The 13391-nt window shown below is 59.5% G+C and carries 12 protein-coding genes; 8 read left to right on the top strand and 4 right to left on the bottom strand.

Annotated features, from left to right (window positions below; genetic code table 11):
* Positions 1 to 4 precede the first annotated feature (4 nt).
* A complete protein-coding gene (gene pobA / locus CKW29_RS04875) occupies positions 5 to 1198 on the bottom strand; it encodes a 4-hydroxybenzoate 3-monooxygenase (protein WP_095148004.1) in 1194 nt (397 codons plus the stop codon).
* A gap of 177 nt (positions 1199 to 1375) precedes the next feature.
* Here pobA and CKW29_RS04870 point away from each other — a divergent pair, with 177 nt between their 5' ends.
* Positions 1376 to 2263: a helix-turn-helix domain-containing protein gene (locus CKW29_RS04870; protein WP_095145204.1), complete on the top strand. Its 888-nt coding sequence runs from the start codon at positions 1376 to 1378 to the stop codon at positions 2261 to 2263.
* Positions 2264 to 2272: 9 nt separating this feature from the next.
* Here the strand turns inward: CKW29_RS04870 and CKW29_RS25765 are convergent, their stop codons facing one another.
* Together CKW29_RS25765 and CKW29_RS04860 are read right to left on the bottom strand one after the other, a co-directional pair.
* Positions 2273 to 2449, bottom strand: a complete 177-nt coding sequence (locus tag CKW29_RS25765) for a hypothetical protein (protein ID WP_176465311.1) — start codon at positions 2447 to 2449, stop codon at positions 2273 to 2275.
* A gap of 138 nt (positions 2450 to 2587) precedes the next feature.
* A complete protein-coding gene (locus CKW29_RS04860; RefSeq protein WP_095148003.1) occupies positions 2588 to 3493 on the bottom strand; it encodes a LysR family transcriptional regulator in 906 nt (301 codons plus the stop codon).
* Between the two features lie 115 nt (positions 3494 to 3608).
* Between CKW29_RS04860 and CKW29_RS04855 the strand changes: the two genes are divergently transcribed.
* The 4 genes from CKW29_RS04855 (at position 3609) to CKW29_RS04840 (ending at position 7856) form a co-directional block, all read left to right on the top strand.
* Positions 3609 to 4493 (top strand): MBL fold metallo-hydrolase, encoded by an 885-nt coding sequence (locus CKW29_RS04855; RefSeq protein WP_095148002.1) that lies wholly within the window; start codon positions 3609 to 3611, stop codon positions 4491 to 4493.
* A gap of 95 nt (positions 4494 to 4588) precedes the next feature.
* Positions 4589 to 5203 (top strand): NAD(P)-dependent oxidoreductase, encoded by a 615-nt coding sequence (locus tag CKW29_RS04850; protein ID WP_095148001.1) that lies wholly within the window; start codon positions 4589 to 4591, stop codon positions 5201 to 5203.
* A 373-nt stretch (positions 5204 to 5576) separates the two neighbouring features.
* Positions 5577 to 6800 carry an alpha-xenorhabdolysin family binary toxin subunit A gene (locus tag CKW29_RS04845; protein WP_141234449.1) on the top strand — a complete coding sequence of 408 codons (1224 nt, stop codon included), beginning with the start codon at positions 5577 to 5579 and terminating at the stop codon, positions 6798 to 6800.
* Between the two features lie 33 nt (positions 6801 to 6833).
* Positions 6834 to 7856 carry an alpha-xenorhabdolysin family binary toxin subunit B gene (locus CKW29_RS04840; protein WP_095148000.1) on the top strand — a complete coding sequence of 341 codons (1023 nt, stop codon included), beginning with the start codon at positions 6834 to 6836 and terminating at the stop codon, positions 7854 to 7856.
* Positions 7857 to 7935: 79 nt separating this feature from the next.
* Here the strand turns inward: CKW29_RS04840 and CKW29_RS04835 are convergent, their stop codons facing one another.
* Positions 7936 to 8817: a LysR substrate-binding domain-containing protein gene (locus CKW29_RS04835; RefSeq protein ID WP_095147999.1), complete on the bottom strand. Its 882-nt coding sequence runs from the start codon at positions 8815 to 8817 to the stop codon at positions 7936 to 7938.
* 159 nt (positions 8818 to 8976) lie between these two features.
* Between CKW29_RS04835 and CKW29_RS04830 the strand changes: the two genes are divergently transcribed.
* The 3 genes from CKW29_RS04830 (at position 8977) to CKW29_RS04820 (ending at position 13380) form a co-directional block, all read left to right on the top strand.
* A complete protein-coding gene (locus CKW29_RS04830; RefSeq protein WP_095145212.1) occupies positions 8977 to 10614 on the top strand; it encodes a 5-guanidino-2-oxopentanoate decarboxylase in 1638 nt (545 codons plus the stop codon).
* Complete coding sequence (locus CKW29_RS04825; RefSeq protein ID WP_095147998.1) at positions 10611 to 12059, top strand: aldehyde dehydrogenase family protein; 1449 nt, start codon at positions 10611 to 10613, stop codon at positions 12057 to 12059. The genes CKW29_RS04830 and CKW29_RS04825 overlap by 4 nt, the downstream gene beginning before the upstream one ends.
* Positions 12060 to 12276: 217 nt before the next feature.
* On the top strand, positions 12277 to 13380 hold the full coding sequence (locus CKW29_RS04820) for an ABC transporter substrate-binding protein (RefSeq protein WP_095145214.1): 1104 nt from the start codon (positions 12277 to 12279) through the stop codon (positions 13378 to 13380).
* Positions 13381 to 13391: the final 11 nt, after the last annotated feature.

Here is a 13391-nt window from a genome sequence, read left to right as displayed (position 1 = left end):
GACGCTATTCGATAGCCTCGTAAGGAAGGCCGACGTAATTTTCGGCGATGGTCTTGCGCCCGGCCTCGGAGTCGATGAAGTATTCCAGTTCCGATTCGCTGATGCGCTGGCTGAAGGCGTCACTGTCTTCGAAGGTATGGAGCATCGAGGTCATCCACCAGGAGAATCGCTCGGCTTTCCACACTCGGCGCAGGCAGACTTCGGAGTACTTTTCCAGCAAGTCGGTACGGCCGTCACGCAATACCTTGAGCAGGATGTTGAACAGGGTGCTGACATCGCTGGCCGCCAGGTTCAGGCCCTTGGCGCCGGTTGGTGGGACGATGTGCGCGGCATCGCCGACCAGGAACATGCGCCCGTACTGCATCGGTTCGACCACAAAGCTGCGCAGCGGCGCGATGCTTTTTTCGATGGACGGCCCGGTGACCAGGCGTTCGGCAAGCGCCGAGGGCAGGCGTGCTTTCAACTCATCCCAGAAGCGCTGGTCGGACCACTCCTCCACTTTTTCCTCGGTCGGCACTTGCACGTAGTAGCGGGTGCGGGTGGGCGAACGCATGCTGCACAAGGCAAAGCCGCGAGCATGTCGGGCATAGACCAGCTCTTCGTGGACGGGCGGGGTGTCGGCGAGGATGCCCAGCCAGCCGAACGGATACACCCGCTCGAAGACCTTCAAACTGTCGGCGGGAATCGATTGACGAGCGACGCCATGGAACCCGTCGCACCCGGCGATGTAGTCGCAATCCACGCGCCAGGTTTCGCCATCCTTTTCAAACGTCAGGAAGGGCTCGTCGGATTTCATGCCGTGGGGCACGACGTTGCGGGTTTCGTACAGGGTTGTGGCCCCGGCGTTCTGACGAGCAATCATCAAGTCGCGGGTGACTTCGGTCTGGCCGTAGATCATCACCGTCTTGCCGCCGGTCAGGGCATGCAGGTCGATGTGTACCTGGCGCTCGCCCAAGGCCAACTGAAAGCCGCCATGCACCAGCCCTTCGGCATCCATGCGCTGGCTGACCCCGGCCTGGCGCAGCAGGTCGACCATGCCTTGTTCCAGGACGCCAGCGCGGATTCGTTGTTGTACGTAGTCAGGTGTCTGGCGTTCGACGATCACGGTGGCGATGCCGGCGTTGTGCAGCAACTGGCCGAGCAGCAGGCCAGAGGGGCCGGCGCCGATAATGGCGACTTGGGTCTTGAGGATTTTCATTGTTGTTATGGCTCGCAAGCTTCACGCGGACAACGCCGGTGAATGGTTATTCAGAATCGAGTGCTTGCATTTTTCGCTTGTGAGTCTGTCAATTGAAGGTGAAAACTGAGCCGATACCTGTACATTTCGCCAATCGGGGCGATTATCGCCCGTTATGCTGAGGCCTGGACTGAAGTTATGAACAAGCCTGCGATTCCTGTGTTCAAGCTCTATGGTGAAAGTCTGGACTGGCCGACCCCGGACTTGCTGCATTGTGAAACCATCTCCAAGCGTAGCCGCGAACACCACTGGGAAATCAAACCCCATCGGCACGCCGATTTATGTCAGTTACTGTTTGTATTCAAAGGCCAGGCAGAGCTGGAGATCGAAGGCCAGCGCACCCAGCTCAACGAGGCCGCGATCCAGATCCTGCCACCACTGTCCGTGCATGGTTTTCGCTTCCATGAAGACGTTGAAGGTTTTGTGGTGACACTGGCGGCACCGCTGGTGGCTCACCTTCAAGCGCAGCTCGGCAACTCGGTGAATGCATTGGCGCAGGCCGCCAGCTACCCTGCCGGCACCGAAGCCGATTACCTGAACAGTCTGTTCAGTGCCTTGCAGAATGAGTACACCGGGCATCAGCCCGCGCGTGAAATGCTCATGCATTCGCTGGTCAGCGTCATCATGGTGTGGGTCAGCCGGCAGGTGATCCAGCGCCGAGCGGCCAACCAGCGGCCCCAGCGCGCGCGGGAGTACCTCAACGGGTACATTCAACTGGTGGAAGAAAACTATCGGCAGCACGTCAAGGTCGAGGATCTGGCGCACCGGCTGGGGATCTCCGTGTCCCATCTCAATGGCACGTGCCGCGAACTGGCGGGGCAGCCGGCGCTGCAGATCATGCACGAGCGCCAGTTGCTGGAGGCCAAGCGTTTGTTGACCTACACCAGCATGACCATTTATGAGATGTCCGATTGGCTGGGCTTTTCCGATCCGACCAATTTCACGCGGCTGTTCCGGCGGCGTGTCGGGATCTCGCCCAAGGCGTTTCGTGATGGCTTGAAGTCCGATCAGGGCAGCGACGATTGAGACGGTCCGTTACCTGAGGGAGTTCAGGGTTGCGTTGTGTGGAATGCACTGGTCAATTCCACAGCTGGCGGCGACTCTGGGTTGCTGGCGGGCTTGTTCGACCCGGTAGGCAGCGGTGCCATACAACGCCAGGGTGGCGGTGCAGGTAATGAAAATGGAGAGGTATCTTCTTGTTCTGATGTTCATGGCGCTGACCTCTGAACGAATACCCGTGGGTATTACTGTCAGCATAGGTCAGGCGCAGGGACTTGCCATGCACGCGGCCCTCGCGTGTAGCCGGGTATTCAGGGTCGTGATGTCGAAAACGATCACTGCCCAAAGCACCTACAGGTTCGCGTCCCATTGCGGAGTTTCCGGGAACCGCGCCACCAGGAAATCCAGCATGCTGCGCAACGCCGTCGGCATGTGTTTACGTGATGCATAGACCGCATACATATTCATCTGCCTGGGCTCGGCATGGGGCAACAGGCGTACCAGCTCGCCGCTGTGAATGTGCACGCCGGCCTGATAACTCGGCAGCATTGCCACCCCGGCACCGGCCATGGCTGCGCGCAGCAAGGTGCTGGCTTCGTTGGCGCTGATGTTGCCCTGCACCGGTACCGACACCTGCTCGCCATCCTGTTCGAAATGCCAGAGGCTTTTGCCGAAGTAGGAGTGGGTCAGGCAATTGTGCAGGCGCAGGTCCTCCACCCGCAGGGGTGTCGGGTGTTCGCGCAGGTAAGCGGGGGAGGCACAGATCACCGAGCGGCAGACGGTCAGGCGCCGGGCGATCAGGTTCGGGTCCAGGTCGTTGCTGGTGCGGATCGCCAGGTCGATGCGCTCGTCCACCAGGTTCACCGTGCGGTCGAGCATCTGCAGGTCAATGCTGACGCCGGGAAAGCGCTTGACGTAGGCGGCCACGGCGTCGGCCAGTTGCGCCTGGCCGAAGGAGGTGCTGACGCTGATGCGCAGCAAGCCCCGTGGTGTATCGTCCGGCTCGCTCACCGCGGCCTGCATGTCACTCGACAAGTCGAGCATCTGCCGACAACGCGGCAGGATTTCGCTGCCGGCCGCGGTCAGGCTCAGTTTGCGCGTGGTGCGGTGCATCAACCGCGCACCGACCCAGTCCTCCAGTTCCGCCAGGTAGCGCGAGACCACCGGACGCGACAGGTCCAGATGATCCGCCGCGGCCGACTGGCTGCCCAGGTCGACCACCGTGACGAACACCCGCATTGCTTGAAGTCGATCCATGATTTGCCCGCTTTCAGAAACAAACTATGTCCAAGCATCGCATTTTTTGTACTGAGTCAGGCAACTAAGCTCTGTCCCATCGCCAGATACGGCCAACGGAACACGGAGCAACACCATGATCGGCTTCACTTCGCTCAAGCGTCTTTTACTCGCCACCGCCACCCTGGGCTTCGCGGCTCATGCGGCCGCCGCCACGCCCGCGCTGACCCTGGATGTCTACAACCCCGGCACCGCCGCGATTTTCCCGGTGACCTCGGTACTGGTCAGCGGTGAGCGCGAAGCGATTCTGGTGGACGCACAGTTTGGTAAATCCCAGGCCGAGCAGGTGGTGGAAAAAATCCGCGCCAGCGGCAAGCAACTGACCACCATTTACATCAGCCACGGCGACCCGGATTACTACTTTGGCCTGGACACGATTACCGCGGCGTTTCCCAAGGCAAAGGTGCTGGCGTCGCAGCCAACGGTCGACCACATCAAGACGACCGTTGCCGGCAAGGTGGCGTTCTGGGGGCCGAAAATGGGCACGGATGTACCGGCCAGAACCATCGTCCCGGGTGTGCTCAAGGGCAATAGCCTGACCCTGGAAGGCAAGCAACTGGAGATCATTGGCCTGGACGGCCAGCAACCGGACCGCAGTTTTGTCTGGATCCCTTCGATCAAGGCCGTGGTCGGCGGCGTGGTGGTGGCAGAAAACATCCATGTCTGGATGGCCGATACTCAAACCTCACAGTCCCATGCGGATTGGCTGACGACCCTGAACACCATCGACCGCCTGAAGCCCGAGACTATCGTTCCCGGCCACTACCTGGGTGACAGCGCCCGGTCGCTGGCAGCCGTGCATTTCACCGCCGACTACATCAAGGCATTCGATGAAGAAACAGCCAACGCCAAGGATTCCGCCGAGCTGATCGGCGCCATGAAAAAACGTTACCCGACCCTGGGCGAAGAAAGCTCCCTGGAGCTGAGCGCAAAAGTCGCCAAGGGCGAGATGAAGTGGTAACTCGTGTTCACCGAGTAACTGAATGATCGTTCCCACGCTCGCGTGGGAATGCCGCCAGTGACGCGCTGCGTCACACCTGAACTGGAGCACTGTTCATGAGCAAGATCGCAATCATTGGTGCCACCGGCCGTGCCGGCAGCCAACTGCTGGAAGAGGCCCTGCGTCGTGGTCACAGCGTCACCGCCATTGCCCGCGACACCTCGAAACTCAGCCCGCGTCCGGGTGTGGTGAGCAAGAACGTGGACGTTCTCGATGCAGCCGCCTTGCAAGCGGCAGTGGCCGGCCATGACCTGGTGATCAGTGCCGCACATTTTGCGACCATCCCCGCCGGCGCCATCACCGCTCCGGTGAAGCAAGCCGGGGTCAAGCGCCTGCTGGTGGTCGGTGGCGCCGGCTCGCTACTGTTGCCCACCGGCAGCAGGGTCATCGATAGCCCGGACTTTCCGGCTGAGTACAAGGCCGAGGCCAGTGCCGGCGCGGTGTTCCTCGACACCTTGCGCCAGGAGCAGGAGCTGGACTGGACCTTCCTCTCGCCGTCCGCGCTGTTCGTTGAAGGCGAGCGCACCGGGACTTTTCGTATCGGCCAGGATGACTTGCTGGTGAGTGCTGAAGGCAAGAGCTGGATCAGCTTCGCCGACTATGCGATTGCGATGCTGGATGAAGTGGAGAGACATGAATATTCCCGGCAGAGATTTACGGTAGGTTACTGAGAAGATGTATGAAAATGGCCACTTCAGTGGTCATTTTTTTTTGCGTGTGCTTTATCGGATTGAGTGTGTTGAGTGCAGTTTGGTGATCTTGTGAATATTTGTTGATGGAGGGTTTTTGAAATGGAGAGTTACGGGTTGGTAGTGAATAAATGTAGGTTGCTTGGCGTGGGAGTTGTTTTTGTTTTTTGATGAGTTTTTTTGCCGACAATGTTAAGGGCGAAGTCCTACATTGTCTGATCCGGGTGGGAGGTTGTGAGTGAGGGGGCAGCGCGATACTGTTACTTGGTATTTGAGGCGTATTCATCGACTCATGATATGAATGAGTAAGTGCTTAAGTGCGGGTTATATGTCCTGGTTATACATCGGAGAATATATGAGGCAAGATTTAGAATTGGCCGCTGAGCAGTTGCAGGCGATAGCGGTGAGCGTTGTTCCAACGCTGAAGGGCGTTGATAATGTGATGGCGGCCTCCTGGTTTGTGCCGGAGCAGTACTTTGGTCAACGGACGAAAAATATTGATGAAGAAACGTTTATCGTCAAGAAAAGCCATGTGCTGTCGATTAAACGCTATGTTGGCGTGGGGCTTGCCTTGCCGCTAGATATCAGAGAGGTTGAATCTTATCTCGGCTACAGTGAGTCGAATTATAAAGAAGTTTCCCCGGAGAGCATACAGCAGTTTCATCAGCGTATTCATCAGCATGCCTTGTCGTGGGCAACGCTGGAGCGTGAAACCAAGAATATTGGAAATCAACTCGATCTGTTTGCCAGTACCTTTTTCAAGTCAGGCTCGGCCATCATCGAGCTTCTGAAGGGCAGCGAAGCCTACAAGCGTGTGCAGGGAGGTGTTGACTCGTTGGACGATGATGAAAAAGCACGCCTGGCAGCTATTCCGCTGAGCAGCACCGATTCAAAACGTGTTGAGAGTCTCAGTAAGGCTTTGGCACGGGCGAAAATTGATATCGCGGTTTTTTACCTGGCTGTTGCCGGCGTCAATGCATTGGCGATTGAATTTTCACGCAAGATATCGAATGAGTTGTTGATTGAGGTTGCCTCCAAGTTAAAAGCTGCTGATGAGGCAGGTCTCGACAAGCATGAAGGGGTTGATGAGCTTCGTGAGCAAATAAGAGCACTTGATGAGGCGATCGCCGAAAAGCAAACAGAGTATGACTATCAGGTGGGCTACGCTTTTACCGGGCTGGTGTTCGGGCCCCTTGGGTTGTTGGTGACCGGTGGTATATTCGGCGCCAAGGCGGAAGAAACCAGGGCGCAGAAAAATGAGTTGTTAAATCGTAAGGAGCGGTTGGTTGAAAAGTTGTCGAAAGCCCGTCTGTCACAGAGCCTGATAATCCTGGCGACCAACTTTACCGAAATGCGCGCATTGATGAAAGACGCTGAGAAAGGTATCAAGTGTCTTGAGGATGTGTTGGGTATTGTCTGGAGTAGTCTGGGTGTGTCTTTGGAGGCGTTTGAAGACAACGCGAGCGAATTGGATTTGATTTTGTTGGTCCTTAATCTTCAGGCCATTTTTGAGCCGTGGAAAACCATTCAAGGGCATGCTCGCGCGCTGTCAGATGTTTTTAATCAGGTTGCGGATTAATTGGAATATCTTAATTCAAGGATGAGTGTGGTCATGAGTGATTATGAGTTTGCGATGGCTGGTCATTACGTAGTACCCGACCCTGCTGTAATGAGGCGCGCCAAGGACCGGCTGAATATGAGTGTGGTAGGTCCGGAATTTGATTTTTTACCCTCATTGCAAGATAAGCTTTCGTATGTCGGTAACGAGATAAATAACGCGGACCAACAGCTGTTTGACGATCTCAAGAAGGTTGCTGCGTCATTGGCCAACACGGGACTCGTCGCGACGTTAACTAGCATTCAGGAGGTCGAAAGTAACACGGGTTTGTCCTCCGAACTGAAAAACGAACAAATAGTCAGACTCCTGAAGCATGGTATTGAACGGGTTGCCGGTTCGCAGGTTGCGTTGGACTCTGCCAATCGCTATCTGGCGCAGGTGACCCAAGAGTTTGACACGATCAGTTTCGCTGAATCGGCCGGTAATTTGCGTCAGACCTTCGGTACTGAGGTGGCGGCTATCGAGCGACGCATGGAGAGCGACAAGGGTGACCTTGAGAAGCTTGCGGCGGAGAAGCGTTTTATCGACGATGCCATTCAGCAATTCAAGGCCCCGGGTTGGTTGGCTATCGTCAAAAGCCTGCTGCCGAGCGCAGAGGAGATTGAGGCCGCGATAAAGCTGGTAACCACCAAAAAACCGGATCAGGACTTCCTGAAAATGGTGCTGAGCAAGCTCCAGGGAAATCTCGAGGGCATAGATCAAGGGCGGCAGTTCACCAATCTGGCAGAAGCCAGGGATGCGGTGCGCGAGCGTATGAGTACCCTTAACGACAGCGCCAAGTCAGATGAGCTGCAAGTACGTGATTTGCGGCGCAAGCTCAATGCATTGGATGAACTGGACGCGTTGGACCCGGTTATCCGTAGCTGGACGGAAGAAGTCTCGAAGGTTGCTGCAGCCTACACGCATTTTCTCCAGGTCAATCACCCTGAGTCGATTGCGGATGTGCCGGCATTGAACGCGACCGCGGCACGTTATGAGGCATTTCTGATCTATTTGAAAGCCATCAAAAAAAGCTGAACCGTGATGTCAGTAGAAGGCCATGCATTGCGCATGGTCTTCTCGGTTGAACAGGCACCACTGCGATACGATCAAGTGATTATCGCGCTTGTGCCTGTAACACCAGCCACTCCATCAACTCACGCAGCTGCGGCGACGGTCCCGGCTTTTGCGGGAACACCAGGTAGTACGCCAGCCCGGTACTGACCTTCAGATCAAAGGGCATGACCAGCCTTCCGGCACTCAGGTCATCGCCGATCAACGACCAGTCACCAATCGCCACGCCCGTACCTTGGGACGCCACAGACATGGCCAAATCCAGGGTTTCGAAATGCTGGCCCTTGCCCAGGGTACTGAGGTTGACGTCCGCCGCTTTCAGCCAGGTTTTCCAGTCCCGTTGATCACGCGTGGGGTGCAGCAGCAGGTGTTTGCCCAGATCGTGCGGGCTGTGCAGCGGCACCGGGCCGTCGAGCAGCGGCCGGGAGCAGACTGGCGTGAGTTGTTCGTCAAACAGGCGCAAGGACGCCAGTGAGCTGTCCGGTGGCGCACCGTACATGACGGCCGCGTCGAACTGTTCGCGGTGAAAGTCCACGCCGTGCTGCACGGTGGTCGTCAGCTCCACCGGCACGTCCGGACGCTCTTTCTGCCATTGCAGCAAACGTGGCAACAGCCAGCGCATGACACAGGTCGGCGCCTTGAGTTGCAAGGTTTCACGGTGCTTGCCGACTTGCTCCACCGCCTCATCGATCAGGCCGAACACCTGCTGGATCCGTGGCAGCCACTCCAGCCCTTCGGCGGTCAGGCTCAACCCGCGCGCCTGACGGTGAAACAGGGCGTAACCCAGATGTTCTTCCAGGCCGGCGATCTGCCGGCTCACCGCGCCTTGGGTGATGTGCAACTGCTCGGCTGCCCGGGTGAAGTTGCAGCATTGGGCCGTGATCAGAAACGTGTGCAGGGCGGGAAGGGGAGGAAGTCGTTTCATGGGACGCCAAGGCATGAGGTGAGGACATGGCGAGTATGACTTTTTATCGATTGTTGCGGCTACCCGCGGACCGTTCCAATAACGCCATGACTGAGCCTCGCCGCGCACACTGGGTTGGCGCGTGGGGCCAGTGTCTCGACAAATAAAAAGGGCAAAGACATGGCGACGTGTGGCGAAGTATTGGTCAAGTTACTCGAAGGCTACGGGGTCGAGCAGGTGTTCGGCATTCCCGGCGTGCATACCGTTGAGTTGTATCGCGGGCTGGCCCGTTCGAGCATCAACCACGTCACCCCCCGTCACGAGCAGGGCGCCGGCTTCATGGCCGACGGCTATGCCCGCACCAGCGGCAAACCGGGGGTGTGTTTCATCATCACCGGCCCTGGCATGACCAATATCACCACCGCCATGGGCCAGGCCTATGCCGATTCGATCCCGATGCTGGTGATCTCCAGTGTGCAATCGCGCAGCCAATTGGGCGGCGGTCGCGGCAAGCTGCATGAGCTGCCGAACCAGGGTGCGCTGGTGGCCGGTGTGGCGGCGTTCTCCCATACGCTGATGTCGGCGGCTGAATTGCCAGGCGTGCTGGCTCGCGCCTTTGCCTTGTTCCAGGCGGGCCGCCCGCGTCCGGTGCACATCGAAATTCCACTGGACGTGCTGGTGGAAGACGCCGATGCACTGTTCGACAGCCAGCCGGTAAACATCACTCGCGCCGGTGCAGCCCCAGCGGCCGTGGCGCAAATGAGCGAATGGCTGGCCAACGCCAAGCGTCCGCTGATCCTAGCCGGTGGCGGTGCGATCGATGCCGCTGCCGAACTGATGCAACTGGCCGAACGGCTCGACGCCCCGGTGGCACTGACCATCAACGCCAAAGGCATGCTGCCCTCGCTGCACCCGCTGCTGATCGGCTCGACCCAGACCCTGGTGGCCACCCGTGCCTTGGTGGCGGACGCGGACGTCGTGCTGGCCATCGGCACCGAACTGGCGGAAACCGACTACGACGTGACCTTTGCCGGTGGCTTCGAGATTCCGGGGGCTTTGTTGCGGGTCGACATCGATCCCGACCAGACCGTGCGCAACTACCCGCCCCAGATAGCGCTGGTGTCCGACGCCCGGAACGCGGCACAGGCGTTGCTCGATGGCGTGGCCAGGCATGTGCTGGCTGAACGCAGCAGCGACTGGGGCCAGGCTCGGGCCGCGACCTTGCGTGCCCAGCTCGACACGACCTGGGATGCGCCAACCCGTGCCCAGACGCTGTTCCTGAAAACCGTGCAGGACACGCTGCCTGAGGCGGTGTTTGTCGGTGATTCGACCCAGCCGGTGTACACCGGCAACCTGACCTTCAACCCGGAACGTCCGCGTCGCTGGTTCAACTCGTCCACCGGTTACGGCACCTTGGGCTACGCCTTGCCAGCCGCCATCGGCGCCTGGCTCGGCGGTGGAACCGAATGCAATTCTCGTCCGCCCGTGGTGTGCCTGATCGGCGATGGCGGCCTGCAATTCACCTTGCCGGAGCTGGCCAGCGCGGTGGAAGCCCGTACCCCGGTGATCGTCCTGCTGTGGAACAACCAGGGCTATGAAGAGATCAAGAAATATATGGTCAACCGCGACATTGAGCCGGTAGGCGTCGACATCTACACCCCGGATTTCATCACCGTGGCCAAAGGCCTGGGCTGCGCGGCGCTGGCTATCAACGGCGTCGAAGAACTGCAGTCAGCCCTGCGGGCGGCGGTTGATCGTCAGGGCCCGACCCTGATCGAAATCGACCAGAGCCAGTGGATGAAGGCGGTGTCGGCATGAGCTTTCCTGTCACGTTGGACGGCCTCTATATCGATGGCCGATGGTCGGCGGGCGACGAACACCTGCGGGTCATCAACCCGGCCACCGAAGCCTTGCTGACCACGGTCAACGGCGGCGATGAACGCGCAGTCCGGCACGCGGTGACCGCGGCCAGCGCGGCGTTTGCCGGTTGGTCGAAAACCACCGGTAGCGAGCGTGGCGCGATCCTGCGTGCCATCGCCAGCGGTGTGCAGACTCGCCGTGAGCGTCTGATGTACTTGCAGTCGATCAACAACGGCAAGCCACAGTTCGAAGCGGGGATCGACGTCGATGACGTGATCGCCACCTTCGACTATTACGCCGGCCTCGCCGAAGCACTGGATGCCGGGCTGGACCGCACGGTCGAGCTGCCGAGCGACGACTTCGCCGCCCGCGTGCGCCGCGAGCCGTGCGGTGTGGTGGGGCTGATCGTGCCCTGGAACTTCCCGATGGTCACTACCGCCTGGAAACTCGCCCCGGCCCTGGCGGCAGGTTGCTGCGTGGTGCTCAAACCGTCGGAAGTCACCCCGCTGGCGGAGTTGGAACTGGCGACGATCATCGCCGAGAGTGGCTTACCCAAGGGCGTGTTCAACCTGGTCTGCGGGACGGGCCTGGCGGTCGGTGCGCCGCTGTCGGGCGACCCACGGGTGGCGAAGATTTCCTTTACCGGCAGTAACGTGGTCGGCGTACAGGTCATGCAGCGCGCGGCGGAAACGGTGAAGGGCGTGAGCCTGGAACTGGGCGGTAAATCCTCGTTGCTGGTGATGGCGGATGCCGACCTCGACCTGGCGGTAGAGCTGGCCAGCGGCGGTGGTTTTTTCAACGCCGGGCAGATGTGTTCCGCCACCAGCCGGGTACTGGTGGCCGATGAACTGGCGGATGAATTCCTGCAGCGGCTGAAGGCCAAGACCGAATCGATTCGGGTGGCCGATCCATTCGACCCGGACGTGGAAATGGGCGCCCTGGTCAATCAGGCGCAGTACCAGCGGGTGCTGGGCCACATTGATCGCGGCCTGAGCGCTGGCGCCCGCCTGGTCTGTGGTGGTGGTCGTCCTGCCGATCTGCCGCGCGGTTATTTTTTGCAGCCCACGGTCTTCACCGACGTGCCCCTGGACAGTGCGCTGTGGTGTGAAGAGATTTTTGGCCCGGTGCTGTGTGTGCGCCGTTTTGCCTCTGAGCAGGAGGCCATCGGGCTGGCCAACGACAGTCAGTTCGGCCTGGTCGCCAGCGTGGTCAGCCGTGATGTCGAGAATGCCGAGCGGGTCGCCAACGCCTTGCAGGCCGGGCTGGTATGGATCAACGCGCCCCAGGTGATCTTCCCGCAGACCGCTTGGGGCGGCTACAAGCAGAGCAGCATCGGCCGCGAATTGGGGCCTTGGGGCTTGCAAGCGTTTCAGGAAATCAAGCACGTGATTCGCGCCGTCTGAGAGCACGAAAACGGGCCACGCATGCCTCGTAACGAGGCATGCGCGCGGGACATGGCACCAATGATTTTTTTTCGATTGTTGCGCGTTTTGCGTGACCTCAGGATGAGCCCGAAGACCCCGCCCAAGCCCTTGTAATTCGGGGGCTTGCCGCAAGTCGAACCGCGCGGTCGCAAGGGATGCAGCCACCTTATACCTACAACAATAAAGGGAGTCCTCCATGGGCGAGCATGATCTGAACAGAAGACAATTCATCAAGACCGTAGGTGTCGCCTCGGTTGCCGCGGCGGCCATGAGCATGCCGTTCATCCGCGCCAGCGCCAGCGATACCCGTTTCCAGGGCAAGACCCTGCGCCTGCTGACCTGGTCCGATGACACCGGGCTTGCCGCGCTGCGCAACATTGCCGCGACCTTTGAAGCCAAGACCGGTGCCAAGGTCATCGCCGACCGCACTGGCAGCACCTCGGAGATGGTCGCCAAGCTCAAGGCAGGGGGGGATCGTCCGCAATACGACATCATCACCCTGGCCGGTGTCGGTGCCGAAGGCCTGGCCGCTGCCGGCCTGCTGGAGAAGCCCGACCTCAACCGCATTCCCAACCTGCTCGACGTACCGGAGAAATACCGCACCGGGGCCAACGGCCACGGCATTGGTTACCTGCTCTGGTGCAACAGCCTGGTCTACAGCACCCGTACCTTGAAAGAAGCCCCGGACAGCTACGCGGCGCTGTGGGACGCCGACATGGCGCCGAACATCTTCCTGCCACCGCCGAACTGGACCGAGGCGATGGACCTGATCATCATCGCGGCGAAACTGGCGGGCGGTGACGAACACAACATCGAACCTGGCTTCAAGAAGCTCGCCGAGCTCAAGGACCGTGTCGTGACCCTGGGTGAAAACCCCAACCAGATCGCCGAACTGTTCCGCACCGGGTCCCTGGACATGGGTGGCCTGTACGCTCCGGCGTTCTTCCCGAAGCAGATCCGTGACCCGGCCTACGGCCTGGGCGCCACGTTCGGGATGAAGGAAGGGTTCTACACCGACCTGATGTTGTCGGTGATGCCCAAGAACCGTCCCGGTGACACTGACCTGGCCTACGCCTTCATCGACCACTCCCTCGACCCGCTGGTGCAGGGCAAGATGGCCGAAGACATCTTCAACGGCCCGGTCAACGCCAAGGCGATCATCTCCGCCGAAGCGCGCAAGAGCCCGTACATCCTGACGCCGGAGCAGATCGCCGAGAAGGCGATCATGCACGACAACGCCTTCCTGGCGAGTGTGCATGACCAATGGATTCGTCGTTACACGGAAATCTTCTCTTCCTGACGCCTGTCGTC

It is taken from the genome of Pseudomonas sp. Irchel s3a18, from assembly GCF_900187535.1.
Taxonomy (GTDB): Bacteria; Pseudomonadota; Gammaproteobacteria; order Pseudomonadales; family Pseudomonadaceae; genus Aquipseudomonas.
Note: the sequence above shows the minus strand (reverse complement) of the source record. Positions and strands in the feature narration are given on the sequence as shown.

Coding starts and splice junctions, on each gene's coding strand:
- CKW29_RS04840 (WP_095148000.1), top strand. CDS start 6,834: ATGAGTGATTATGAGTTTGCGATGGCTGGTCATTACGTAGTACCCGAC.
- CKW29_RS04850 (WP_095148001.1), top strand. CDS start 4,589: ATGAGCAAGATCGCAATCATTGGTGCCACCGGCCGTGCCGGCAGCCAA.
- CKW29_RS04830 (WP_095145212.1), top strand. CDS start 8,977: ATGGCGACGTGTGGCGAAGTATTGGTCAAGTTACTCGAAGGCTACGGG.
- pobA (WP_095148004.1), bottom strand. CDS start 1,198: ATGAAAATCCTCAAGACCCAAGTCGCCATTATCGGCGCCGGCCCCTCT.
- CKW29_RS04820 (WP_095145214.1), top strand. CDS start 12,277: ATGGGCGAGCATGATCTGAACAGAAGACAATTCATCAAGACCGTAGGT.
- CKW29_RS04855 (WP_095148002.1), top strand. CDS start 3,609: ATGATCGGCTTCACTTCGCTCAAGCGTCTTTTACTCGCCACCGCCACC.
- CKW29_RS04835 (WP_095147999.1), bottom strand. CDS start 8,817: ATGAAACGACTTCCTCCCCTTCCCGCCCTGCACACGTTTCTGATCACG.
- CKW29_RS04825 (WP_095147998.1), top strand. CDS start 10,611: ATGAGCTTTCCTGTCACGTTGGACGGCCTCTATATCGATGGCCGATGG.
- CKW29_RS25765 (WP_176465311.1), bottom strand. CDS start 2,449: ATGAACATCAGAACAAGAAGATACCTCTCCATTTTCATTACCTGCACC.
- CKW29_RS04860 (WP_095148003.1), bottom strand. CDS start 3,493: ATGGATCGACTTCAAGCAATGCGGGTGTTCGTCACGGTGGTCGACCTG.
- CKW29_RS04845 (WP_141234449.1), top strand. CDS start 5,577: ATGAGGCAAGATTTAGAATTGGCCGCTGAGCAGTTGCAGGCGATAGCG.
- CKW29_RS04870 (WP_095145204.1), top strand. CDS start 1,376: ATGAACAAGCCTGCGATTCCTGTGTTCAAGCTCTATGGTGAAAGTCTG.